The 24826-nt window shown below is 66.6% G+C and carries 23 protein-coding genes and 1 tRNA gene; 12 read left to right on the top strand and 12 right to left on the bottom strand.

The features are described from left to right. Positions 1-500 precede the first annotated feature (500 nt). The 5 genes from istB to CPY97_RS03190 all read right to left on the bottom strand — a co-directional run bounded on the left by istB (position 501) and on the right by CPY97_RS03190 (position 6109). Positions 501-1316: an IS21-like element helper ATPase IstB gene (istB, locus tag CPY97_RS03210; protein ID WP_096420763.1), complete on the bottom strand. Its 816-nt coding sequence runs from the start codon at positions 1314-1316 to the stop codon at positions 501-503. Beyond that, positions 1313-2641, bottom strand: coding sequence for an IS21 family transposase (istA, locus tag CPY97_RS03205; RefSeq protein ID WP_096420762.1), 1329 nt, complete (start codon positions 2639-2641; stop codon positions 1313-1315). Before istA ends, istB begins: the two co-directional genes overlap by 4 nt. Positions 2642-2762: 121 nt before the next feature. Beyond that, positions 2763-3107 (bottom strand): hypothetical protein, encoded by a 345-nt coding sequence (locus tag CPY97_RS03200; RefSeq protein ID WP_096420761.1) that lies wholly within the window; start codon positions 3105-3107, stop codon positions 2763-2765. A gap of 94 nt (positions 3108-3201) precedes the next feature. Next, positions 3202-4452: an IS256 family transposase gene (locus tag CPY97_RS03195; RefSeq protein WP_096423302.1), complete on the bottom strand. Its 1251-nt coding sequence runs from the start codon at positions 4450-4452 to the stop codon at positions 3202-3204. 256 nt (positions 4453-4708) lie between these two features. Further along, the gene (locus CPY97_RS03190) at positions 4709-6109 is read right to left on the bottom strand and encodes an IS1380 family transposase (protein WP_096420760.1); all 1401 of its coding nucleotides are present in this window, start codon (positions 6107-6109) and stop codon (positions 4709-4711) included. A 2047-nt stretch (positions 6110-8156) separates the two neighbouring features. Between CPY97_RS03190 and CPY97_RS03180 the strand changes: the two genes are divergently transcribed. Then, positions 8157-9380, top strand: a complete 1224-nt coding sequence (locus CPY97_RS03180; RefSeq protein WP_096420758.1) for an IS256 family transposase — start codon at positions 8157-8159, stop codon at positions 9378-9380. A 54-nt stretch (positions 9381-9434) separates the two neighbouring features. On the opposite strand, the gene CPY97_RS13500 is transcribed toward CPY97_RS03180, so the two are convergent. After that, on the bottom strand, positions 9435-9755 hold the full coding sequence (locus tag CPY97_RS13500) for a hypothetical protein (protein ID WP_162495427.1): 321 nt from the start codon (positions 9753-9755) through the stop codon (positions 9435-9437). On the opposite strand from CPY97_RS13500, the gene CPY97_RS13790 reads away from it, so the two are divergent. After that, complete coding sequence (locus tag CPY97_RS13790) at positions 9720-10889, top strand: glycosyltransferase family 4 protein (RefSeq protein WP_096420757.1); 1170 nt, start codon at positions 9720-9722, stop codon at positions 10887-10889. The genes CPY97_RS13500 and CPY97_RS13790 overlap by 36 nt on opposite strands. A 128-nt stretch (positions 10890-11017) precedes the next feature. Here CPY97_RS13790 and CPY97_RS03170 read toward each other — a convergent pair. Then, a tRNA-Arg gene (locus tag CPY97_RS03170) sits at positions 11018-11089 on the bottom strand. Positions 11090-11202: 113 nt separating this feature from the next. Between CPY97_RS03170 and CPY97_RS03165 the strand changes: the two genes are divergently transcribed. Then, positions 11203-12084 (top strand): SDR family oxidoreductase, encoded by an 882-nt coding sequence (locus tag CPY97_RS03165; protein ID WP_096420756.1) that lies wholly within the window; start codon positions 11203-11205, stop codon positions 12082-12084. Positions 12085-12126: 42 nt separating this feature from the next. Continuing rightward, the gene (locus CPY97_RS03160; protein ID WP_096420755.1) at positions 12127-13056 is read left to right on the top strand and encodes an alpha/beta hydrolase; all 930 of its coding nucleotides are present in this window, start codon (positions 12127-12129) and stop codon (positions 13054-13056) included. Between the two features lie 4 nt (positions 13057-13060). Here CPY97_RS03160 and CPY97_RS03155 read toward each other — a convergent pair whose 3' ends face one another. The 3 genes from CPY97_RS03155 to CPY97_RS03145 form a co-directional block, all read right to left on the bottom strand. After that, complete coding sequence (locus CPY97_RS03155) at positions 13061-13564, bottom strand: HNH endonuclease (RefSeq protein ID WP_096420754.1); 504 nt, start codon at positions 13562-13564, stop codon at positions 13061-13063. A gap of 320 nt (positions 13565-13884) precedes the next feature. Next, complete coding sequence (locus CPY97_RS03150; RefSeq protein WP_096420753.1) at positions 13885-14760, bottom strand: C40 family peptidase; 876 nt, start codon at positions 14758-14760, stop codon at positions 13885-13887. A 203-nt stretch (positions 14761-14963) separates the two neighbouring features. Beyond that, the gene (locus tag CPY97_RS03145; RefSeq protein WP_096420752.1) at positions 14964-15653 is read right to left on the bottom strand and encodes a metal-dependent transcriptional regulator; all 690 of its coding nucleotides are present in this window, start codon (positions 15651-15653) and stop codon (positions 14964-14966) included. A 107-nt stretch (positions 15654-15760) separates the two neighbouring features. On the opposite strand from CPY97_RS03145, the gene serC reads away from it, so the two are divergent. Continuing rightward, positions 15761-16876, top strand: coding sequence for a phosphoserine transaminase (gene serC / locus CPY97_RS03140; protein ID WP_096420751.1), 1116 nt, complete (start codon positions 15761-15763; stop codon positions 16874-16876). 16 nt (positions 16877-16892) lie between these two features. Beyond that, entirely contained in the window at positions 16893-17114 is a 222-nt protein-coding gene (locus tag CPY97_RS03135) for a DUF2530 domain-containing protein (RefSeq protein ID WP_150129171.1), read from the top strand. Here the strand turns inward: CPY97_RS03135 and CPY97_RS03130 are convergent. Beyond that, on the bottom strand, positions 17095-17574 hold the full coding sequence (locus CPY97_RS03130) for a DUF3027 domain-containing protein (RefSeq protein ID WP_161494050.1): 480 nt from the start codon (positions 17572-17574) through the stop codon (positions 17095-17097). The two genes, CPY97_RS03135 and CPY97_RS03130, sit on opposite strands and share 20 nt — an antisense overlap. Further along, a complete protein-coding gene (locus CPY97_RS03125; protein WP_096420748.1) occupies positions 17567-17947 on the bottom strand; it encodes a cold-shock protein in 381 nt (126 codons plus the stop codon). Before CPY97_RS03125 ends, CPY97_RS03130 begins: the two co-directional genes overlap by 8 nt. Positions 17948-18058: 111 nt before the next feature. Here CPY97_RS03125 and CPY97_RS03120 point away from each other — a divergent pair, with 111 nt between their 5' ends. From CPY97_RS03120 to CPY97_RS03095, 6 genes are all read left to right on the top strand, one after another. Next, positions 18059-18331 carry a multidrug ABC transporter ATPase gene (locus CPY97_RS03120; protein WP_096420747.1) on the top strand — a complete coding sequence of 91 codons (273 nt, stop codon included), beginning with the start codon at positions 18059-18061 and terminating at the stop codon, positions 18329-18331. Then, complete coding sequence (locus tag CPY97_RS03115) at positions 18318-20222, top strand: helicase-associated domain-containing protein (RefSeq protein ID WP_096420746.1); 1905 nt, start codon at positions 18318-18320, stop codon at positions 20220-20222. Before CPY97_RS03120 ends, CPY97_RS03115 begins: the two co-directional genes overlap by 14 nt. A 40-nt stretch (positions 20223-20262) precedes the next feature. Continuing rightward, positions 20263-21909 carry a DNA repair helicase XPB gene (locus CPY97_RS03110; protein ID WP_096420745.1) on the top strand — a complete coding sequence of 549 codons (1647 nt, stop codon included), beginning with the start codon at positions 20263-20265 and terminating at the stop codon, positions 21907-21909. A gap of 82 nt (positions 21910-21991) precedes the next feature. Continuing rightward, positions 21992-22681: a response regulator transcription factor gene (locus CPY97_RS03105; RefSeq protein ID WP_096420744.1), complete on the top strand. Its 690-nt coding sequence runs from the start codon at positions 21992-21994 to the stop codon at positions 22679-22681. 33 nt (positions 22682-22714) lie between these two features. Further along, the gene (locus CPY97_RS03100) at positions 22715-24418 is read left to right on the top strand and encodes a sensor histidine kinase (RefSeq protein WP_096423301.1); all 1704 of its coding nucleotides are present in this window, start codon (positions 22715-22717) and stop codon (positions 24416-24418) included. A 77-nt stretch (positions 24419-24495) separates the two neighbouring features. Then, positions 24496-24786, top strand: a complete 291-nt coding sequence (locus tag CPY97_RS03095) for a WXG100 family type VII secretion target (protein ID WP_096420743.1) — start codon at positions 24496-24498, stop codon at positions 24784-24786. The last annotated feature ends 40 nt before the right edge of the window (positions 24787-24826 follow it).

Here is a 24826-nt window from a genome sequence, read left to right as displayed (position 1 = left end):
GGTTTACTCGAACCCCTCTCGCCCTGCAATCTCACCTCAAGAAATGCTCTTCCGGTCGGCGAAGTCTAAGCGACCTGAAATGGGGCTTACTGCGCCAGTCGGGCGAGCGAGGCGGCTGCGCGATGCCGAGACGGACCAGCTCGTGCGGCGCTACCTGGAAGTGCGCAACATGCGGCAGGTAGCTCGCGAGTTCCGGATGTCTCGGACGACGGTTGCAAAGCTTCTTTCGGAACGTGGCATCGAGACCTCTCGGAGTATGAAGCCGTCAGAGGTGAAGCAGGCGATGCGGATGTACAAAGAAGGCCTGTCCAGCATCACGATCGGGAAGCAGTTGGGCTTCGACAATCACACGGTGCTCAAGGTACTTCGCTCCGAAGGCGTCAGCATCCGGATGAGCGCGAGCGGAAGACAGACAGGGGCTAGATTGGACGCCGCTTTGACGGCGCTCAGCGAATTTCCCCAGAGTTGCTCGTCGATATTCCCCAGGTCGCGTGGGTAGGTTAGCGCAGGTTTGTGCCGGTGGTGGCGCGGCGGAGTTCGTCGGCTGCGGCGTGGTGGTTGCGGAGCCGGTAGGAGGCGCCGTCGAGGGTGACGACGACGGAGCGGTGTAGCAGCCGGTCGAGCATGGCGGCGGCGACGGTGGTGTCGCCGAGGATCTCGCCCCAGGCGCCGACGGGCCGGTTCGTGGTGATCACGATCGAGGTCTTCAGGTAGCGCTGGTTGATGACCTGGAACAGTGCGGACGCGGCTTCGCCGGGCAGGGGGAGGTAGCCGAGCTCGTCGATGATGAGCAGGGTGGGGCCGGTGAAGAACCGCATCATCGTCGCCCATTTCCCTTCGATCGCGGCGCGGTGGCAGCGGGCGGCGAGGTCGGCGGCGGAGGTGAAGTAGACCCGGTAGCCGGCGTTCACCGCGGCATGCCCGAGTCCGGTTGCGATGTGTGTCTTCCCGACTCCGGGTGGGCCGATCAGCAGCACGTTGGTCGCGGTGTCGAGGAACCGGCAGGTGGCCAGTTCGGCCAGCAGCGAGCGGTCGATGCCGCTGGCGGAATCTAGGTCGAAGTCGTCGAGGGTGGTGCCGGTGGGGAGGTTCGCGAACCGGAACCTGCCGGCGAGGCGGCGGGCGTCGGTCGCGGTGACCTCGATCTGCAGGAGCTGTTCCAGGGCGTGGGTGAGGGTCCAACCCTCGGCCTGCGCCTGGTCGAGGACCTTCGGGAGGGCGTCGGCGGCGTCGGCGAGTTTCAGGTCGGTGAGATGGTTGCGGAGCTGCTGATAGACGGACGCTGCGGTCTTCGAGGTGGTCGTGGTGGTGGTCATCGGAGGGTGTTCCTGTTCTTCGCGGCCTGCTCGTAAGCGGCCAGGCTGATCACGGTCGTGGTGGGTGCGGCGGTGCCGGTCAGCACCTGCGCCGCCCGCAGCGCGGCCGCGCCGGGTGGGATGCGTTCCTTGCGGCGGTGCGGGCGCCCCGGTGGCGCTGACGCGAGAGCGATCGCTTCGAGCGCGGTGACGTGCCCGCCGTCGCGGATCGTGACCCCGAGCCCGGGCTGCGCGACGGCGTGTCGGGCGACGACCGTCCCGGAGACGGTGGCGATGTCGATGGTCGCGGCGCCGAGCCGCTGCTGGACGACGACTTTCGCGGCGGCGAGCTCGGGCGGGACGGAGTAGCGGTTCCCGCGCCAGTCGATCAGCGCCTGCCGGGTCGCAGTCCGCTCCTCGGTCACGATCACAGGGAACACCACCGGCGGCAACGGCCGCAGCCGCTCGTCGGCGAACATGGCGGCTGCTGTCGTGGTTCCGTGCTCGCCCTCCCGCTTGCGGGCGTCCTGCCCGGCGGCGAACGTCTCCACGGACGCCTGTGCTTGTTCGAGGGTGAGCTCGTCGGGGAGGTTCCGCCACCACCGTTGCGCGGCGGTGTGGTTGTTCTTCTCGACCACGCCCTTCCGATTCCCCGACCGCGGCCGGCAGACCACCGGCTGGACGCCGTGGTGCTTCGCGAACCCCGCGAACATCGGGGTGAGGTCTCCAGTGACAGGGTGCAGCACGGTCGCCATCCGATCGAACCGCCAGACCCGGGTCAGCCCGCCCAGCAGGGCGAGCAGGGTCGTCATCGCGGCAAGCAGGTGCGGGATATCCATCGACGGGGAGATCACGCCTCGCCAGACCCCTGAGTGCGCCAGAGATCCGACGAGGAGGTACGCGCGCTTGGTCGGGAACCCCCAGTGCGCGGGCGGGTCGGGTAGCTCGAGCCAGTCGAACTGGGTCTCCTCCCCGGGCGGGTGCTCGATGACCGCGTTCGGACGCTTCGTGACATGCGCGCAGGCCGTGCACGCGGGACGCAGGCCACGGGCGCGGATCTGCCGCGTCAACGTCGGATACGAACCCTCGAAGCCGAGTGGTCGTAGCTCGTCGAGCAGCGTCGCGGCCCAGAGGTGCGGGTCCTCGGTCAGCCTCGCGGTGACGTAGTCCACGAACCCGTCGAACTCGTCTGGGGCCGCGCGCTGACGGACTCCCGGGGCGCGGTCTCCGTTCAGGTAGGAACGGATCGTCTTGCGGTCATGGTTAGTGCGGCGGGCGATCTCACTGATCGTCATCCCCTGCCGTTTCAGAGCGTGGATGTCCACGCTGCTCCTCTCTGAAAGCATGAGAAGAGGGCCTCCCCCGGAAGCTGGTGTGTGGTTAGAGACCACCAGCATCGAGGGAGGCCCGCCTCATGTGGCGGAGCGACCCAGGGTGGGGAATTTCGATGAGCAGAAGTGAGGAATTTCAGTGAGCGCCGTCAGCTTCAAAGACCCGCTCGGCTGCGGCAGCAATCTCAGGTGCGACCGCCTCGATCTCACTCCACTGTTCGTCGAGTGCGGTTCGCTCCTCATGACTGAAGTACTCCGAATACACGCCGCCCAGAAAGTACTGCCCGACAGTCTGCGGCCACTTTTGATCGCGCTCCGGTGAGATAACCCGCGCATGTGCAAGGACGGCACTCGGCGAGTAGCCATAGAAAATGCCGGTCTCGACAAGCGACAGACTTCCGGATCGGAACGTGAGGTACTCGGCGAAGGTGCCACTGCCACTCACAATGAGGTAGCCGTCTTGCTCAGCGGCAACGAACAACCCGAGCTGATCGAGTGCTTCACTCGCGCCAGGTTCGTCCTTGATATCGCAGATCGGGAGTGTCCGTTAAACGGTGTGTGAGGTCCGGCGGTTTTCAGTGATTGGTTCTGTCGAACCGTCCGGCGAAGGTGATCGCGAACGCGTTGAGCGCGGGCTTCCACCTGATCGCCCAGCGTGCCCTGCCGCCCCCGGTGGGGTCAAGTGACCGGGTCACAAGGTAGAGACACTTCAGCGCCGCGGCCTCGTTCGGGAAGTGTCCGCGGGCGCGGACCGCTCGCCGGTAGCGGGCATTGATCGACTCGATCGCGTTGGTCGTGCAGATCACCTTTCGGATCTCGACGTCGTACTCGAGGAACGGCACGAACTCGGCCCACGCGTTCTCCCATAGCTGCACGATCGCCGGATACCTGCCGCCCCACTCGGCCGCGAACTCGGCGAACCGGTCCCGGGCCGCAGCCTCGGACGGGGCTGTGTAGACGGGTCGGAGTCCCTTCACGATCGCGTCACGGTGCTGGCGGCCGGCGTAGCGGAAGCTGTTGCGGATCAGGTGCACGATGCACTGCTGCACGACCGTCCGCTCCCAGGTGGTATTGATCGCTTCGGGGAGTCCCTTCAGCCCGTCGCAGACGGCGATGAACACGTCCTCGACGCCACGGTTCTTCAGCTCGGTGAACACCTGCAGCCAGAACCTCGCGCCTTCTGCGCCGTCGCCGGCCCAGATCCCGAGGATGTCGCGTTCCCCGTGCACGGTGACGCCCATGACGACGTAGAACGGGGTGTTGCGGACCTGCCCGTCACGGACCTTGACGACGATCGCGTCGACGAAGATCACCGGGTAGATCGGGTCCAACGGTCGGGAGGACCATTCCGCGAGCTCACCGGCCACCTTCTCCGTGATCCGGCTGATGGTGTCTTTGGAGACCTTCGCGTCGTAGACCTCGTCGAAGTGCGCGGCGATCTCCCCGGTCGTGAGTCCGCGGGCGCTGAGCGACAGCACGATCTGATCGATCCCGTCCAGGCGACGCTTCCGCTTGGGGACGATCACCGGTTCGAACGACCCGTCGCGATCCCGGGGGACCTCGATCTCCACGGGGCCGATCTCGGTGAGAACCGTCTTCGTCCGTGTCCCGTTGCGCATGTTCGACCCGGCAGGCGTCCCGCCATGCTGGTGCCCGAGATGCTCGGTCAGCTCCGCGTTCAACGCCGTCTCGAGGACGTTCTTCGTGAGCTGGTTCAGCAGCCCTCCCGGGCCGACCAGGCTCACGCCCTGCTCCTTCGCCTGCGCGAGCAACCGCTCGGCAAGGTCCTTCTGATCGATAATCTCTCCCGTCACGGGATCGATCATCGCGTCTTCCAACAACTCGGTCGTGTCAGCCACGGCCGTCTCCTTTCGGATCAGGCCGGACCCCACACACCGTTATTCAGACAGTCCCGCAGATCCACTGCCGCTGCAGGGCTAAGCCTCGATCCACCGATGAGACTTGGGTGGGCCGGGTCGGTGTGATCGGCGTGTGGTGAAGTGTCGAGGGCAGGGCTGAGTTCCGGGCGTCGCGTCCCGGTCGTCCACTGGCTCCTCGGTCGTGCCGCGGTAGCGGCGGTGGTCAGGGGGTCGCGGCGGGTGGGGGCGCGTGCGTGATCGTGAACAGTCGGTGGAAGGCGTTCTGCCAGGGCCAGGCCTCGGGCAGGTGCAGCGTGATCCGGCGTGCGGAGCGCGCCAGCCGTGCCGGGACGTGGATGAGGGTGCGGCGGATCGTCGCGGTCGTCGCTCTGGCAAGGCGTCCCGCGTGGTCGGCGATCACGCCGGCGGTGCGGGTGAGGTTGAACGCGATGACGGCGAGGACGAGCCAGGCGCTGTTCGCGGCGAATGCCCCTGACGGCAGGTGCGCGAGCGGGCCGTTCTTGAGATCGGCGTGGACTTGCTCGATGATCGCGTGACCGCGGTGGGTCTTGTCCGCGGCGACGGTGTCCATGTCGTCCTTGTCGGTAGTGGCGAAGAACGCGTGGTGCCGAAAGGTGTCGAACAGCGTCGGCGCGTCGATGTTCTTCGGGTTGAGGTCGGGGATGCGCCGGACGATCAACCTGCCGGCGATCTGCTTGGACTTCTTCCTGGACCGGAACGCGGTGAACGGGATCTCTGCGACTTCCGCTTTGGAGATCCATTGCCCGGTGGTCTCGTCGCGGATCGCGTCGGTGTATTCGATTGTGGTCCACGCATCCTCGCTGATCGTGGTGATCGCGGCCTTCACTGCGGGGTCCATCCGGACGGTGACCGACACGTCTGCGCCAGCTTTGAGCGCGGTGCCAACAGTCGCGTATCCGTAGAACGCGGAGTCCGCGCGCAGCAACGGGCGCTCCCCGGCGCGGGCGCGGCGCAGGGTCGCGAGGGCATCGCCGACGATCCTCGCCGCGCCCTTCGGGGAGCCAGTCTTCCCCTGCCGCAGCCGCTGGCTGAGGATCACCGGAGCGGACGCGCTCGTGGAGGCCGTGGCGAGGAGGGCATTCAGTCCGCGGACTCCGGAGTATCCGAACCCGGCGCCCTGCTTCTGATACCCGTGGACCTCGATGATGGTGTCGTCCAGATCGACCATCACCCGCTCACCAACGCGGGTCTGCAGGAGCGGAGCCTGAGAGGTCAGGCCCTGCAGGACCCGGGAGGCGACGGCGTCGAGCTGGCGGACGTGCCCGAACCGGAACTCCCGAAGGAACGACCCCAGCGTCGACGGGGCATAGGTTCGGTCGAACAGCCGCCCCATCCCGCCGTGGCGGAGCAGGTTCATATCGTCGATCGAGTCCGCGCCGGCGAGCATCCCCGCGACCAGCGCGGAGACTTTCGCGCCCGCATTGGCACCCTTGTCCGTCGGGACGCTCAACCGCCCCTGAGCGAGCTCCGCCAGCCCAGCCGACTGCGCGAGCCGAAGCATCGGAACCAGGCCCGCAGCCGACACGAGATTCGGATCATCGAAGACCACGGACACCGCGGTGGGGGCGTGCTTGAATTGCATCTACGAGATGCCTCTCCGACTAGACGAACAGAACCCTAAGCAAGCTCTATTCTTCCCGGTCAGAGGGGCATTTCTATGTCACGACGCCGCTCAACACCCCGACTCATCGGTGGATCGAGGCTAAGCGAACGAGGTGCACTTTCTCGCCAAGCGGCAACAATTCAAGCTCCGAGACACGCTTGAACCAGGCGTCGTCTGGTCTGAGCCAGTCGGCGCTTGCAGCGGGGTCAAATAGTGCGGTGTCATGCGGGGCCATTGCCCCTTGACTATGCGCGGAGAGCGCTAATGAGTCAAGAGACTACTAGCCCAACGGGGTTGCGGTTAACGGACCATCCCGCAGTTATTCACATATTGAAAGCAGTGTCGCCCGCTCTTGCAGTCAGGACAGACGCAGCGGCAGGTACCAGGCATCTTGGTTGTGGCAACCTTCTGGAACGCGTTCATGAGGCGAGTCCTTTCTTCGGGCTTTGAATCTAGCTGCTCAACTCTCCCAACGGAAGCATTCTTCAAAAACTAGTCTTGGCCCTTTCGACGGCGACTCTTGGACACCGGAAATTCCTGACCCGTCCGACAGTCCGCTCCAACACCCGGACCATTGGACCTCGATAAATAGCAGAAGTCGATGCGGTCTCAGGGCCTTGATATCGCCGACTCCGCATCCCGCGGCGTCCCAATTGTCGGATCGCCCCATACGGCACCAGCCTCAAGCAACCCAACACCTAACGCCGTCCATGTCGGCACTGGGCTGGCTTGCCACAAGTAAATATTTCCAGAGAGGGGTGCGGCCTGGCAAGTGATTTGCGCCGGCCAAGGATCGTCTTTGCCAAAAGCCGGAAAGGAATGCGTCGCCGCTATCTCGACTTCCGAACACGTTCGCCCATCGAGCCGGTAGGGTTGCTCCGAAAACATACAAATCGAGGATGCTATAAATATCGGAATCAAAATCAGTCCACTGTCCCGCCAGTGGTGAAATGTTCGGCACCCCAGGCTAGCACTACACCGATGGCCAAACTCGTTGCGGGAATGGCGGCGAAAACACTCAGCGTCGACAGAGTCAAGAGCAAGACGCACATCCCCAAGCACGCGACTTGAACACCACGACGCCGGACCCGAGAACCAACGGTCGCTACAACCGCCGCGCCAAGGCACAAAGCAAGCGTCGTCCAGAGAGCGGGCGAAGTTGTCAGCTGCGAGCTCGTCGTAAATAGCGCAGCCACCGCCAGCGGCGCAAGCGGTAGTGCTGCTCCCGCTGCGAGCGCGCGGTGCCCCATTTCTCGGCGCGACACATTCAACGCTACGACGAGAACGCCCCCGATACATCCACATTGAAGCAAGAACATGAAAACAGCACCGACCAACAAGAGACGATGATCTGAAAAACAGGAAGTATCGACTTCAAGGCGGGGCGTCCCCTCACAGACCCACATTAGTTCGCCATTGAGTAGCGAACTCCAGAATGGAGAAACGAACAGAGACACTCCCGCCGCCGCCCCCACGATCCAAACCGGGATCGAACGGGATCGGGCCCGTTTTATCGAGTTAATCAAGAGATCAATCCGTCGCGAAACACGACGTTGAACTTACGGTGTCGGCCTTGGAGTTCACGCTGTACGTGTTCCAGCATCGGGAAGGGATCGACCACCCGCGCGAAGACGAGAGTGTAGAGCGATTGTATGTTCCAGCGGGCGACCCTCCCCAAACACTCTGGATCGGAGTGACCCCCATACAGTCGGTGTACGCCATCCAGTTCCCGGTTTCTATGCAATATTGCGACGAGACTGCTTGCACGTTACCCGAGAAGAGGTTCGAGGAGGCAAGCCCTCGGGGCGCGATGATTATGAGATCGAGCGTAGTCAGCGGGAACGCACCGCCGCTGGAACTCAAGTCTTTCGGGTATCGCAAACCTACGGCGATTGAGCTGGTAGGGTGACGTCCCCTGGGGTGGTGTAATTCTCGGGCTCGAGTGTCGCGTCGTTGACGTGGTGAGCCATCGTGCGATGGTCAGGGAGAACTGTCTAGGAATCTCACGAAAGGACACATACGCACGATGGCTCTTGACCAGTCTGCCCTCCTCGAGTTGCTCGGGGAACTTAAACTCACCGATGTCACCGACCGAATCCGGGTTGCGACCGAGACGCTCTATCAGGAGCTGATCGATGCCGAAGCGGCTGCGTTCATCGGTGCCGCCCCGTTCGAACGCACTCCGGATCGTGTCACGCAACGCAACGGCACCCGCCCGCGCACCCTTGCGACCACTGCGGGCGAGTTGGAGTTGCGGGTTCCGAAGCTGCGGCAGGGGTCGTTCTTCCCGTCGCTGCTGGAGCGGCGCCGCCGAGTCGATCAGGCCTTGTTCGCGGTCGTGATGGAGGCCTACGTTCACGGCGTCTCGACCCGCAAGGTCGACGATCTAGTGAAAGCGCTCGGCGCTGACACCGGCATCTCCAAGAGCGAGGTGTCGCGGATCTGTTCGAACCTGGACGAGGACGTCGCCGCGTTCCGAGACCGGCCACTGGCCGACCAGGCCTACCCATACGTGTTTCTCGACGCGACCTATTGCAAAGCCCGCGTCGGCCGGCGGGTGGTCTCCCAAGCCGTCGTCGTCGCGGTCGGCATCGCCGCCGACGGGCGCAGGGAAGTGCTCGGTTTCGAGGTGGGAGACACCGAATCGCAACCGTTCTGGACCACGTTCCTGCGTTCGTTGAAGGCTCGTGGGCTTGCCGGGGTGAAGCTGGTCATCTCCGACGCCCACACGGGTTTGATTGCCGCGATCGAGACCGTGTTCCACGGCTCGTCCTGGCAGCGATGCCGGGTCCACTTCATGCGCAACGTGTTGGCGAACGTGCCCAAGACTGCAGGCCCCATGGTTGCCTCGATTATCCGCACGATCTTCGCCCAACCCGACGCCGAGCACGTGAACACCCAGTTCGACGAAGTCACGCGCATGCTCACCCGCTCCCACCCCAAGATCGCCGACATGCTCGAGACCGCGCGCGAGGACCTGCTCGCCTTCACCGGGTTCCCGACCGCGCACTGGCGACAGATCTGGTCCACCAACCCACTGGAGCGGGTCAACAAAGAGATCAAACGCCGCACCGATGTCGTGGGCACCTTCCCGAACCCTGCCGCGCTACTGCGCCTGGCCGGGCACGTGTTGATCGAGCAACACGACGAATGGGACGGCGCCGACCGCCGCTACTTCAGCGAACACTCCATGAAACTCCTCAACGCAACAGAACAGGAGGTGGCGATCCCGGAACTGAACGCGGCATAATCACCAAAAGCTGATCCCGCACGGTGTTGAGAAACTCCACCACTCAGAGGGACGTCACCAGCTGGTACGACAAAGATCCGTAGCGTCGTTGTAGTCAGCATAGCCACCCATCCATGTATCTGTCGCAGTCACGTTGCCAAACCAATCGGTAGCAATCCAAGAATAATTTTGGTTTACCGCCCAGTGGCGCTGTTTGTAACTATTATCAAAGCAAAACGGTCTCACATTCTGTGGTGCAGCGACAGAAGCGTTGTCTTGGTTGATTTCGAACTCAAGACCGATGTTCGAAGGAAGGGTGTATAGACCTAAACCTATCTCGGCGGGGCGCAAATCGCGGTGATGCGTCAGGCTTCCGCTCTCGCGCAAGCAGGACATCAAGTGACCGTGCTGGCTCCTGGTGCCACGCGGTTCGCGCGAGAGCTGCGTAAGGATGGTGTCGCGCTCATGGATCCCCCAACTGTCAGGGCACTCCCTGCGGTCCAACTTCCTTTGTACGTCGCGAACAATCACTTGAAGGCGTGGCTCATCGACCGAGTCACTGCAATTGCACCGCATGCAGTCTTGATCCATTCAGAGTTCGGCCTAGCAGCCGCGGCAATGCGAGTCGCCCAACGTGCAGGCATCCCCGTAGTTCACACCGTGCATACCTTCTTCTGGCGGGCCCCGGCCTGGGCTGCTCCGCTTAGCCCGATGTTTCGGCTCGCCCACCGATTCGCCACCGGCCTTCTCGCGCCGCCGCGCCGTCTCGCCGCACGTCCATTCGATAGCGCCCTGCGACAAGCAACACTTGCCGCCGCTTGCCAGGCCGACTGGGTTGTTTCACCCTCTCACCACCAAGGGGAGACTCTCCGCTCCGCGGGCGTGCAGAGGCTAAGTGTGATATCAAACACGACTCCGGTCGACACCACCGTCCCAGCATCCACCTTCTCGTTGACGAACACACGACCATTACAGATGGTCTGGGCGGCCCGCTTTGCGCCCGAAAAGCGACTTGAAGTGGCAGTGGAAGCTATTTCGATTGCAAATGCAACCGCCGGGCGGGAGGTTGTTCAGCTTCACGTCGCCGGTGGGTCGGCGGAGCCCAGAGCGGGGGTAACCTTCCACGGCCGCGTTGACTCAGCGCGGGTTCGAGAACTCATTACCAGCGCGGACGCAGTGATCATCACGTCAGTCGGGTTCGACAACCAGCCAATGATTGCGCTGGAAGCGTTTGGCTCGGGCCGCCCAGTCATCGTGAGCGACCCTGTGCTTGCTCGCGAGTTCGGAGACGCCGCTGTAGCCGCGCCGGGCACCTCAGCGCTGGACTTGGCCACCGCTTTCTTGGCGCTTGTCAAAGATCCGCAACAACTCCGCGCAGCGGCCAAGGCCGCTCGGGTGCGCGCATCAGAACAGACTCCAGGCGCACACGCTGAGGCGATCGATGAGCTCGTATCGGACCTGATGAAAGGACGGAGAAATAGCGAAGTGCTGTTAGGCCAAGCGGTGCCACGAAGCCGCCTGAAAAACTAAACTCGGCACGGTTACGGGACTCGCGAGTCCCCGGATCGGCCCACGTAACGCCTCGGGCTCGTCCTGCTCTCGGGAGCTTGAAAGTCAGTTCGCTGCGTCTCGACCGGAAGAGCCGACCGGAATAGCAGTGCCCCTGGAGGGACTCGAACCCCCAACCCTCTCCTTAGGACGGAGCTGCTCTTCCATTGAGCTACAGAGGCAGGCGCCACCAGTCTAGGCGCGATGGACTGCCTGAGCGCCGCGTGGGAATGCCTTGCCGGGATGCGCGGGGCGCTGGAATCGTGGCCGTTTCCGATCGAGAGGAGACACCACTATGGCTGACACGACCGACCCCCGCTCCGAGCATCCCGACGAATTCCCGAAGCAGAGCCAAGACTCGCAGCCGGGCCTCACCCACCAGATGAGCCCTGCCCCCGACCACGGCGAGACAACCTACCGGGGCACCGGCAAACTCGAGGGTCGATGCGCACTCATCTCGGGTGGCGACTCGGGAATCGGCCGTGCCGTCGCGATCGCGTACGCGCGTGAGGGCGCCGATGTCGCGATCATCCACCTGCCCGAGGAAGAGGCTGACGCCGCGTCGACCGCCGCGCTGATCACCGACGCCGGACGTCGCGCGCTGACAATCGCCGGGGACGTGCGTGACGAAGGGTTCTGCCGTGACGCTGTCGAACGCACCGTCACCACGTTCGGCGGGCTCGACATCCTCGTACTCAACGCCTCCTACCAGGACGACCGTGACGGCATCGAGTCGATCAGCACCTACGAGTGGGACCGGGTGATGCGCACCAACCTGTACTCCATGCTGTGGCTGACGTCCGAGGCCCGCCCGCACCTGCACGAGGGGTCGTCGATCATCACGACGACCTCGATCCAGGCCTTCAACCCCTCGCCCGGTCTCATCGACTACGCGATGACCAAGGCCGCGCAGGTCGCCTTCACGAAAGCCCTCGCGCAAGACCTCGGCGACGCGGGAATTCGCGTGAACGCTGTCGCTCCCGGCCCTATCTGGACTCCGCTGATCCCCGCCACCGACTGGCCTGAGGAGAAGGTCGCCGAGTTCGGCGCCGACACACCGCTCGGCCGCGCCGGCCAGCCCGCCGAGCTCGCTCCCGCGTACGTGTACCTCGCCTCCGACGATGCAACCTACGTCTCGGGCGCGATCCTCCCGGTGACGGGCGGCAAGCCACTGTAGGTCGACGTGCCGTCCGCGGGCCGTGCGGCCTAGAGTGACCGCATGGCTCGCGGCACCGATGGCCCCTCGTTCCACCCCGACCTCACGCGGGCACGCCTCATGCCGCGCACCTCGGCGACGGCGCGCAACCGACGAATCTTGCGTGCGCTGGGCCGACTGGGTGCCGGGAAGCCTCCACGCAGCGGCGAACTCGTGCCGCTTCCCGACGGCGCCCACCTGCGAGTGCACTGGCCGACCACCGCCCCCTCACACGGCGGGCTCCCCGCGGTCGTGCAGATTCACGGTGGCGGTCTCATCATCGGTGGACCACGAGGGTCCGACGCGCTGTGCCGCACGCTCGCTGACTCGCTCGGGGCGGTGGTCGCGAGCGTCGGCTACCGCTTGCCCCCCGAGCACCCCTACCCGGCTCCCCTCGACGACTGTGAGACGGCGCTGAACTGGCTTGCCGAGCATCCGCGTGTCGACCGCGCGCGGATCGCACTCACGGGTGATTCGGCGGGCGGCGGGCTCGCGGCCGCGGTCACCGCGCGCACGGTCGATGCCGGCAGGCTGACCCTCGCGGGGCAAGCGCTGCTGCACCCGATGCTGGACGACCGCACGGCCGCCGACCCAAGCGCCTCGGACCCGCCCTGGCTCCGCCTCTGGAATGGCGCCAGCAACCGCCTCGGGTGGGGCCTGTACCTCGGCGAGCAGGCGGAAGACCCGCCCACCGACGCTGTGCCCGCACGGCGCACCGACCTCGCCGGGTTCCCGCCCACCTGGATCGCCGTCGGCACCGCCGACCTATTCCACGACGAGGACGTTGCCTACGCCTCGTCGCTGCAGGAAGCGGGCACAGAGTGCGAGCTCGTCACGATCCCGGGCGCCTACCACGGCTTCGACGTCGCCGAACCGCGCGCGCCCATCTCACGCGACACGGCTCGGCGCCGCGCCGAGGCACTGCGCCGGATGCTCGGGGTCGCGCCCGGCTAGAACCTCACGCCGCGACCGCGGGCGCCAAGTACTCGTCCCACTGTGGCTGGGGCCGCTCGATGCCGCGCACGAGCCACGCCGTGCCGTGCGGAGCCTTCGGCGTCACCCGCAACTGCCACCCCATCTCGGCCGGCGTGCGGTCGCCCTTGATGTTGTTGCACTTCAGGCAGCAGGCGACCAGGTTCTCCCACGAGTCGGCACCGCCCCGAGAGCGGGGATGCACGTGGTCGATCGTCGAGGCGAAGCCGCTGCAGTAGGCGCACCGGTTGCCGTCGCGCCGCAGCACCCCGCGGCGGGTGAGCGGCACCTTCCGCGCGTGCGGGATCTTGACGTAGCGTCGCAGCACGATCACGCTGGGCCGGTCGAACGCATCGGTAATCCCAAAGACGGGATGCTCGCCATCGGCGGCAAGCACGCTCGCCTTCCCGTTCATCACCAGCACGAGGGCGCGGCGGAACGACACGACGGCGAGGGGCTCGTATCCAGCGTTGAGGACGAGTGTGCGCACGGCTTCTCCTGTCGACGGGCCCGCATGGCCTGCGGACGGTCCCATATCGACACCGGCTTCGGTCGAGCAGTTCGGTGTTCACTCCCCGCGTGGGCACAAAAAAAGCACTGCTGTCAGACAGCAGTGCTTGTTCCGGCGACAGCGTGACAGGGCACGATGTCGCGAACGCCGCCGACTATGCGAAAAACGGCGCGCGCATCCACGGTTTGGATGTCGCGTCGGTCTCGCATGGTCGCTCCTCGGCCGACGCCTTATGGCGTCGATGCGGTCAGGCTAACCCACGAAGGTGAACGACGCCCGTCACGCGAGTGTCCGGCGCGTCAGGCGCCGAAGCGAACGATGTAGTAGTTGTCGGTCCAAATCGGGCGCACACTGACAACACTGCCCGCTCGCGGCGAGTCCAAGATCATGCCATTGCCCATGTAGAAGCCGTTGTGTCCGGGCATGATCACGACGTCACCCGGGCGAGCGTCTTCGCGCGAAATGCGCGTACCGAAGGCAGCCTGAGTGACCACCGTGCGGGGAATAGCCAGGCCGAACTGCGCGTACACGAACTGCACGAATCCGGAGCAATCGAATCCTGCAGGGGTAGTGCCACCGAAGAGGTACGGGGTTCCCTGGTATTGAAGCGCCACCTGCACCACCTGATCCAGGTCAACGGCCGGGTAGGGCGGATTCGCAAGGAAGTCTGAGACTCCGGGGCCGGTGTATGCAGGAGCCGCCGCGGCGGCCGCGATCTGCGCGGCGCGCTCTTCGGCGGCACGCGCGGCGGCCAGCTCTTCGACGGTCGTCGCGCCAAAGTCGTCACGGAAAGCCGCGGCCACGGCAACGTCGGAGGCGACGTCGACACTCTGCGCTTCGGTAGCCATGAGCTGCGCGATCGCCTCAGCGTTGCCGCTCGCGATCGAATTCTCGGCGTTCGCGACGGGGTCGGCGACGAGCGAGGTTCCGGGCAGCGCCATAGTGGCGATGAGCCCCGTGGCGACGGTGATGACCGCCATGTTGACGGCCGTCCGCTTGACTCCCGCGGTGCGGGCGGGGCGAGCGGCTGAGGGGCTGGATGCGACAGCCGGCGCAGCGACGGGAGGGCGAACAACGAGGCCGGTGCGCTCGGCGCGAAGGTCGCGGCGTCGAAGAGGGGTGGCATCATCGCGCGGGGTGCTGCGCGGGGTCTCGCCGGGGGTGCCTTGGATCAAGAGAAATCTCCTGCGCCTCGCCGCTCCATGCGTGCGGCCCGTCACTGTTTTCGTGTGTTCCACGGTCCGGGCAGGAGACGGGCGGTGCGGGCGTCCTGCGTCGGAGCCGCCGACGTGGGGTAACGCGGCGACTCGGCGAGTGTACGCGAGGTAACGGAAAGGTCACAAGCCGACGCGCGACCCCCACATATGGTGGTTAATGCTCAGTCGGCGACATAGATGTGCTGCGCGACCTCGGGCGGCAGCTCGATCGCCTCGGCCCGGCCCACAATCTCGACGGAGATGTACCCCCCGTCTCCGGCGCGGATAACCGCCTCCGCCCCTGGCACGACGCCCGCCTCGTGAAGCTGATGCAGAACGTCGGGGTCAAACTGCACGGGCTCGGCGAGGCGGCGAACAGTGCAGTGCCGCGTTCCGGCGGCAAGGGCGTGCTGCAGGGCAATAACGCCGTCGAGAAACGGTTCGGCTTCGGGAAGCCCGAACTCTTCCAGCCCCGGGATCGGATTACCGTACGGAGACTCGGTGGTGTCCCCGAGCAGCGCGATGATTCGCCGCTCGACCTGCTCGCTCATGACGTGCTCCCACCGGCAGGCCTCCTCGTGAACGAGTGACCAGTCCAGCCCGATGACGTCGGCGAGCAGCCGCTCGGCAAGCCGATGCTTGCGCATGACCGCGGTGGCCTTTGCCCGACCTTCGCTCGTGAGAGCGAGCTGACGGTCATCCTCAATGCTGACCAGTCCGTCGCGCTCCATGCGCGCCACGGTCTGTGACACGGTGGGGCCCGAGTGTCCGATGCGTTCAGAGATGCGCGCGCGCAGCGGAGTGATGCCCTCTTCCTCCAGATCGAGGATGGTGCGCAGATACATCTCGGTCGTGTCGACGAGATCGGTCATCTGCCACTCCTTATCGGCGTTCTGGCTCCCCAGGGAGCGCGATCACCAGCCTAAACGCTCGCGGCAGGCGAGACCTTCCCGGTGGGCGCGGTCAGTAGGATTCGTGCATGGCCGACATCACGATCCCCGCAGAACTCCTGCCCGCCGATGGTCGATTCGGATGCGGTCCCTCGAAGGTGCGCCCCGAGCAGGTCGCCGCGGTCACGGGCGCCGCTCATCTGCTCGGTACGTCGCACCGCCAGAAGCCGGTGAAGGCACTGGTCGGCAGCGTCCGCGCCGGTCTTCGTGACCTGTTTCGCCTTCCCGACGGTTACGAGGTTGTGCTCGGCAACGGCGGATCGACCGCCTTCTGGGATATCGCGGCGGCCGGGCTCATCGAGCGCCGCAGCGGCCACCTCGACTTCGGCGAGTTCGGCAGCAAGTTCGTCGCCTCGGCCCGTGCGCCGTGGCTGGAGGCACCGCACGTCGTCAAGACCGATGCCGGCACGCGTGGAACCCTCGAACCCGTCTCGGGCGTCGACGTGTACGCGTACCCGCACAACGAAACGTCGACCGGTGTTGCGAGCCCGGTCACGCGCATCCACGGTGATGACGGCGCCCTCACGGTCGTCGATGCCACGAGCGCGGCCGGCGGCATCGACATCGACATCACCGAGACCGACGTGTACTACTTCGCGCCGCAGAAGAACTTCGCGGGCGATGGTGGCCTCTGGATCGCGCTGATGAGCCCCGCCGCGGTTGAACGCGCCGAGCGGATCGACGCATCCGACCGATTCATCCCGCCCTTCCTGTCGCTGACCGCGGCGATCGACAACTCGCGGCTCGACCAGACCCTGAACACCCCCGCACTCGCGACGCTCGTTCTGCTCGACGAGCAGGTACGGTGGATGAACGAATCCGGCGGCCTCGCCTGGTGCGGCGAGCGCACGGCCACGTCGAGCGGGCTGCTGTACGACTGGGCGGAGTCGCACCCGCTGGCGACGCCGTTCGTGGCGAACCCTGAGCAGCGCTCCCCCGTGGTGGTCACCATCGACCTCGACGACAGCGTTGACGCGGCGACCGTCGCCGCCACCCTTCGCGCCAACGGCATCGTCGACACCGAGCCCTACCGCAAGCTCGGCCGCAACCAGCTGCGCATCGCGACCTTCGTCGCCATCGAGCCCGACGACGTCCGCCAGCTCATCCGCAGCCTCGACTATGTGCTCGAGCGAGTGGCGGGATAGCCTCGTGCGGCTCTGGGTGCCACACGACGAGCGCCGGCCCCAGCCGGAGCCGCTCGCGACCAACGACCGGCTCGCCTATCTTGTCGGCATCGCCCTCTGGCTCGTCGCCATCGCGGCTGTCGCCGTCATGGCGCTCACCGGCGTCACCGCCGACACCCTCGGGATGCTCGTCACGGCCGGAATCGGCATCGCGCTCGGCACCCTCGGACTGATCGTCGTCAGTCGTCCTCGTCGCTAGCGTCGACAGAGCCCGGGGAGTCGGCGTCGAACTCGTCGGCGTGCGCGTCGATGTCGACGCCGTCGAACACATCAGCGTCGTGATCGTCATGCAGGTCATGCTCGTCGGCATCGTCGTCGTCGGAGTCGTCGTCAGCCGCGTCCGCCTCCGCAGCGGCCTGCTGGGCGAGGAACTCGTCCATGCGATCGGCCCAGGGAACCCAGTCGGGCGCGACGAGCGCTCCATCACCGGGCATCAGTTCCGTCTCCAGCACGCTCGGGGCTTCGGGGTCGATCGTGCTGACGCTGACCGTCCACACCCAGCCGGGGTAGCCGCCCATCGTCGTCGAGAACAGCAGTGTCGCGGCACCGTCCGCTTCCGTCGCCTCGCGCAGTTGGCCCACCGTTCGCTCGGGCGTGATCTCGGCGAGCGCCGCTCGGCTGAGGGCCTCGAGCGCTTCGGGACCGGGCGCGTCAGGCATCCAGGTCGTCCGCGACCTTACGCAGCACGGCGGCGATCTTGCGGCCATGTTCACGGTCGGGGTATCGGCCGCCGCGGAGGCGTCCGCCCACGTTGTCGAGCAGCTTGATGAGGTCTTCGACGATGATCGCCATCTCGTCGGCCGGCTTGCGATTCATCGCCGATAACGTCGGCTTTGCGTCGAGGATGCGCACCGAGAGCGCCTGCGCACCCCTCTTGCCGTCCGCGATGCCGAACTCGAGACGAGTGCCCGCCTTCACGGTCGCCCCTGCGGGCAGCGCGGAGGCGTGCAGAAACACCTCATCGCCCTCATCGCTGGCGATGAAGCCGAAGCCTTTGTCTTGGTCGTAGAACTTGACCTTGCCGGTGGGCATGCGCGTACTCCTGACGGTGGTGTGGTGCGTCCCTGAGAGGATACCCGGCGCATCGTGCCCCCTGGAGCGGGGGCTAGGCCGCCCTCCTCACGCGGGCCTATCCTTGGGCGTATGCCAGAAGAGTCGATCGTCATGGGTAACCGCGCCGAGCGCGTGCTCGCCTACCTCGTGGCCGTCGTTATCGTCATCAGCCTGGGCTGCTTCATCGCCCTCATGTCGGCCGTGTCAGCCGGGCTCGACCCCCGCGAATTCACCTCGGGCGTATGGGCATGGGTGACCATGCTGCCGCTCATCAGTCTGCCGATCGGGTTCGGCCTCATCGTCGCCCTGCTCATCGTGAGCGCGGTGCGGCGGTCGCGCGCCGCCAAGCATGCCGGCGGCTAGTCCGGCATCCCTCGCCCTCGCCGCCCGGCTGCGGCAGTACGACGAGGCGGAGCTGGCCGCCCTGATTCGCCGCCGGCGCGTGTCTCCTGCGACGCTTGACGACCTGTTCGACTTGGCCGAGGCGTTGCTCGACGACGCCTCGATCGCGAGCGCCGTCGCTGACCTTCCCCGTGCATCCCTCGCAGCGTTGGCGACCGCGGTCGAACTCGATCCGGACGGCCGTGGCGTTGCCCTCGACACTCTCGCCACCCGATTGGGCGTGCCGAGTGCCGACGTCGTCGCGGCGCTGACCATCGCGGCCGAACGGCTCGTCGTCGTACTCGACGACGACACGGTTCTCGTACCCTCTGCGGTCGGCTCCGCACTCGCGGGGCGCGGCACCGCGGGCACACCCGAGCTGTCGGCTTTTGCACTGTGCGACGATCCGGCGCCCAGCCCCCTGCGACCCGTCGACGCCGACGACATCGCTCGACTCAACCGGGTCGCCGCGGAGCACGCGTTCGAGTGTGTCGTGCGCATCGGCGAAATCACGCGCTCCCTCGATCGCGAGCCGGCCCGCCTGCTCGCCCGCGGTGGCGTCTCCCTCCCCGACGCGCGTCGCGTCGCCGCCGAGGCCGCCATCAGCGACGAGGCGCTCGCTGACCACCTGACGCTCGCCCGAAGCGCCCACCTTGTGGCCGACACGTCCGACGAACTCATCGCGACTGAGACCGCCGAACGGTGGCGAGCCCAGCCTTTCGGCGACCGGTGGGCGACCCTTGCCGTCTCGTGGAGCGACGCCCTCCCCGACCCCTTGCGCGTCGAGTTGGCCCGCCGCGCGGTCGCGGGGGCGGGTGACCGCACGGCAGAGCTCGTCGCCTGGCTGTACCCCGCCGCGGATGCCCTCCTCACCGAGCGCCTCGACGCTCTCGACCGACAGGCTGCGCTGCTCGGCATCACGGTTGGTGGCCGCGCCAGCACCGTCGGAGCGGCGCTTCTGAGCGCCGGTAGCGACGCAGCCACGAGCGCGCTCGCCCCGCTGCTGCCCCCCGAGGTGCGCCAGGTGTACCTGCAGCACGACCTCACGATCGTCTCGCCCGGCCCGCTCGCGGCCGAGCTCGATGACCGCCTGCGGGGTATCGCCGATGTCGAAGCAGCCGGACTGGCCGGCCGCTACCGACTGAGCGCCGACAGCGTCACGCGGGCGATCGCGCGCGGCGAGACCGCCGACACGCTCACCCGCTTTCTCGCGGAGATCTCTCTCACCGGCGTTCCGCAACCGGTGGCATATCTCATCGACGAGACCGCGCGCCGCTACGGTTCCATCCGCGTCGGGATGCTCGGGGCGGACGAGGCGACGGATCTCGCCGCCACCACGAGCATCCGCAGCGGCGACCCAGCGCTGATCGACACCCTCAGCGTCGACGCAACGCTCACCCCGCTCGGGCTCACGCGCACGGGGCCGCACCGTCTCGTCAGTCGCCTCGACCCGAGTCTGGTGCTCGGCACCCTTATCGATGCGCGCTATCCGGCCGCGCCCGAGGACGGCGAGCATCCCATCGCTCCGGCGCGCGCGTCGCGGGGTCGCGGACGCGCGCCGGGAACCCGCGTGCCGGCGACGGCGGCGTCAGCAGGCGACCCGGTGCTCGAGGCCGCACGTCGGCTGCACGGCGCGACGTCGAGCGCGGACGCCGCGGGCGGCGACGCGTGGGTCGCCCGCCAGTGGGAGCTCGCACTGCGGGCCAAGCTCCCCGTGCACGTGACCGTGCGCCTTCCCGACGGTACGGAGCGCGACTTTGACCTCGAACCGACCGGCATCGCGGCGGGGAGAGTGCGCGGGCGAGACCTGGCGGCCGACGTGGAGCGCACCCTTCCCATCTCGAGCATCGCGGCGCTCGAGGTGCCCGAGTAGGGCGCGGCGTTCTCAGGTCGCGGGCCTAGACTGGCCCGTTATGAATCCTGACGGCCCGCTCATCGTGCAGAGCGACCGAACCGTATTGCTCGAGGTCGCGAACCCCCACGCTGACGACGCCCGCCACGCCCTCGCCGTGTTCGCCGAGCTCGAGCGTGCGCCCGAGCACATCCACACCTACCGCATCACCCGGCTGGGACTCTGGAACGCCCGCGCGGCCGGCCACGACGCCGACGAGATGCTCGCCGTGCTGGAGAAGTATTCGAAGTTCCCCGTGCCCGCGTCGGTGGCGATTGATATCGCCGAGACCGTCGGCCGCTACGGGCGGCTCGTGGTGGAGCGCGATGACGAGGGGCTCGTGCTGCGCTCGACTGACCGCGCCGTGCTCACCGAGATCGCGTCGAACAAGCGCATCGCGCCGCTGCTCGAGGGCCGTCTCGACGAGCACTCGTACCGCCTGCAGGCCTGGGCGCGCGGGCAGGTCAAGCAAGAGCTCGTGAAGATCGGCTGGCCCGCCGACGATCTGGCCGGATACACAGCCGGCACCCCGCACCCGATCGATCTCGACACGGCCGACTGGGGCCTGCGCCCGTACCAGCAGCAGGCCATTGACCAGTTCTTCGTCGGCGGCTCTGGCGTGGTCGTTCTGCCCTGCGGCGCCGGTAAGACCCTCGTCGGGGCCGGCGCCATGGCATCGGCTGCCACGACGACGCTGATTCTCGTCACCAACACCGTCTCGGCCCGCCAGTGGCGCGACGAGCTGCTGCGGCGCACCTCCCTCACCGCCGACGAGATCGGCGAGTACTCCGGTCAGGTCAAAGAGGTCAAGCCCGTCACGATCGCGACGTACCAGATCCTCACAGCGAAGCGGAAGGGCGAGTATGCGCACCTGGCGCTCCTCGACGCGCTCGACTGGGGTCTCATCGTCTACGACGAGGTGCACCTGTTGCCCGCGCCCGTCTTCAAGCTCACCGCCGAGTTGCAGGCCCGGCGTCGCCTGGGCCTCACCGCGACGCTCGTGCGCGAAGACGGCCGCGAGGGTGACGTGTTCAGCTTGATCGGACCGAAGCGGTTCGACGCCCCGTGGAAGCAGATCGAGCAGCAGGGCTATATCTCGCCGGCCGCATGCTTCGAGGTGCGCGTCGACCTTCCGCCGGATGAACGACTCGAGTACGCGGCGAGCGCCGATGACCAGCGCTATCGGCTCGCGGCAACGGCGCCGGCGAAGCGGGATGTCGTGAAGCGGCTCGTGGAGCGGCACGCGGGCGAGCGCATCCTCATCATTGGTCAGTATCTCGACCAGATCGACGAGCTCGCGGACGAGCTCGGTGTGCCGCAGTTGACCGGCTCGACGCCCGTCGACGAGCGCGAGCGGCTGTTCCAGGAATTCCGCGACGGCACGACCCCGGTACTCGTGGTGTCGAAGGTCGCGAACTTCTCGGTCGACCTGCCCGAAGCGACGGTCGCCATTCAGGTGTCGGGGTCGTTCGGCTCGCGCCAAGAGGAGGCGCAGCGCCTCGGGCGCCTGCTGCGCCCCAAGCAGAGCGGGATCCCCGCCAGCTTCTACACGCTGGTCGCCCGCGACACCGTCGACCAAGACTTCGCGCAGAACCGCCAGCGCTTCCTCGCCGAGCAGGGCTACAGCTACGAAATTCTCGACGCGCACGCCCTCGACTACGCGGCCTGATTCTGGAACCGCGCCCCGGGCATCCCAGTGCTGTCGGCACGGCATTCAGGAAACCCTCAGTGCACGCGCAGATACTTGCGGCATGGCTGACGGACCCAAAATTCTCATTGTCGACGACGAACCCAACATTCGCGACCTGCTGACGACCAGTCTGCGGTTCGCCGGATTCGCCGTTCGCGCGGTGAGCAACGGCGCCCAGGCCATCTCGGCCGTTCTCGAGGAAGAGCCGGACCTCATCATCCTCGACGTCATGCTGCCCGACATCAACGGCTTCGGCGTCACCAAGCGTCTGCGCTCGAGCGGCTACACGAGCCCGATCCTCTTCCTCACCGCCAAAGACGACACCGACGACAAGATCATGGGTCTGACAGTCGGCGGCGACGACTACGTCACGAAGCCGTTCAGCCTCGACGAGATCGTCGCCCGCATCAAGGCGATTCTGCGCCGCACCATGCAGGAAGATGACGACGCGATCATCCGCGCCGGCGAGCTCACGATGGACCAGGACACGCACGAAGTCACCATCGGCGACGTCACTGTCGAGCTCAGCCCCACCGAGTTCAAGTTGCTGCGTTACCTCATGCTGAACCCCAACCGCGTTCTGTCGAAGGCGCAGATTCTCGACCACGTGTGGGAGTACGACTTCAACGGCGACGCCGGCATCGTCGAGAGCTACATCTCGTACCTGCGGCGCAAGCTCGACCAGCACACCGACGAGCCGCTCATCCAGACGAAGCGCGGCTTCGGCTACATGCTCAAAGCATCGAAGTAGTGACGGGCGCGGCCGCGTCCAGTGCCGACACCCATGCATGAGCAACTGAGTCAGTGGTGGGAGGGCATCTCTCTCCGCTCGAAGATCACGGGCGTCACCGTCCTCGTCGTGACGTTCGGCCTGCTCGTCGTCGGCACGGGCACTCTGACGACCCTGCAGCGCACGCTGGTCGACGAAGTTGACCGCCAGATCAGTCAGGCGGCGACCGAGCTGCGGGAGCTGCTGTCCTCCGAGGACGGCGAACGCGCGCAGTTCACGACCGACCAGTTCGACGAGTTCACGACGCTCACCCCGTCGGTCTTCTCCGCACCGTTCTACTTCGGGGCGGTGGATGCACGGGGCGACGTCATCGACGACAACGTCGCGGACTACGCGCGCGACAGCGCCCCCGACCTCTCGCGGCTGACGGCGAGCTTCGTCGCCGAACTCGACGGCGGGGTGACGCTCACGAGCGAGAATCGCACCACGCAGTGGCGCGTCGCCACATATCCGCTGCTCGTGACGAACCTCGAGACGGGCGAGTCACAGCAGGCAACGCTCGTGGTGGGCGCGAACCTCTCCGACACGAACAACGTGATCGGCTCGTTCGCGTCGATCTTCCTCGGCTTCGGCCTCGTCGTCGTCATCATGTCGGCCGCCATCACGCGCCTGCTCGTGACGACCACCTTCCGCCCCCTGCGCGAAGTCGAAGCGACTGCAGCGCGCTTCGCCGGGGGCGACTTCAGCCAGCGACTCTCCGGCGCCACCCCGAACACGGAGGTCGGGCGACTCAACCGTTCGCTCAACACGATGCTCTCGCGAATCGACCGGGCGTTCGCGGACCGCGCCGAAACCATCAGCAAGATGCGCCGCTTCGTCGGCGACGCCAGTCACGAACTGCGCACCCCCCTCGTGAGCCTCCGCGGCTACGCCGAGCTCTACCGCATGGGGGCCATCCAGAAGGAGGAGGACGTCGCGCAGGCGATGGAGCGCATCGAGAAAGAGGCGATGCGAATGAGCTCCCTCGTCTCCGACCTGCTCGAACTCGCACGTCTGGATGAGCAGCGTCCGATCGAGAAGGTGCCGGTCGACCTCGTGCCTCTTGCGCGCGACGCGGCGCTCGACGCCATGGCCGGATCGCCGGACCGCTCGGTGACGGTTGTCGTCGATGACCGACCGGCATCCACGGCCCTGCCGGCCGCGATCGAGACCGACGATGCGCCGGGCAGCCCCAGTGCACCCCGACGACGCGCGAGCGCGGCCCTCGCTCGACTGCGCTCAAGACGGCGGGCCGCGTCGACAGCCGCCGCTCCCAAGTTGGTGGGGCGGCTCAGTCTGCCCGAGTTGCCGCCGGTCAGCGCCGTCGTCGCCGGCGACGAAAACAAGCTGCGCCAGGTCGTCACGAACCTGATTGGCAACGCACTGCGGTTCACGCCCGACGGCAGCCCGATCGAGCTCGTCGTCGCTGTCGACGACGCGGCGGGGATGGCGACGCTCGCGGTCGTCGACCACGGCGAGGGAATTCCCGCGCAGTTGAAGGAGAAAATCTTCGACCGATTCTTCCGCGCCGATTCATCGCGCACGCGCGATACGGGGGGTTCGGGCCTGGGGCTCGCGATCGTCTCGTCGATCGTCGCCAACCACGGCGGCCGCATCGACGTGCTCGACACTCCCGGCGGTGGGGCAACGTTCCGCGTCGCGCTTCCGCTCCTCCCCAACGAGCGCTCCGCGCCTGAGGCACCCGCCTACGAGGTCTAGCAGGCACCGTCACCGCCGCCCGTCGTACCGTCACCGCCACGAGCGCGCACTCGGCGCGCACGATGGGAGGAGACACCATGACCCGCTACCACGTTGACGCCGACGCCCTGTTGAGCGCGACCTCGACCACGACCGCCACGATCGGTCGACTGCAGGCCGAGTGCGCCGGCCTCACCAGCCAGCTCTCTGCCCTGCAGGGCAGCTGGTCGGGCAACGCCGCCACCGCGTTCCAGACGCTCGTCGCCGAGTGGATGGCGACCTACAGCCGGCTTGAACAGAATCTCGCCGCGCTGAACCACGCCCTCGGCCAGGCCGGGCGCCAGTACGCCGAGATTGAGCAACAGGCGGCCTCGATGTTTCTCCGCTGAGCTCGAGAGCTCACGGGGTTCATCACGCGCTCGGGGAAAG

Source organism: Microcella alkaliphila (assembly GCF_002355395.1).
Classification (GTDB): Bacteria; Actinomycetota; Actinomycetes; order Actinomycetales; family Microbacteriaceae; genus Microcella; species Microcella alkaliphila_A.
The sequence above is the reverse complement of the archived record's forward strand: the minus strand, read 5'-3'. Positions and strand labels throughout refer to the sequence as shown.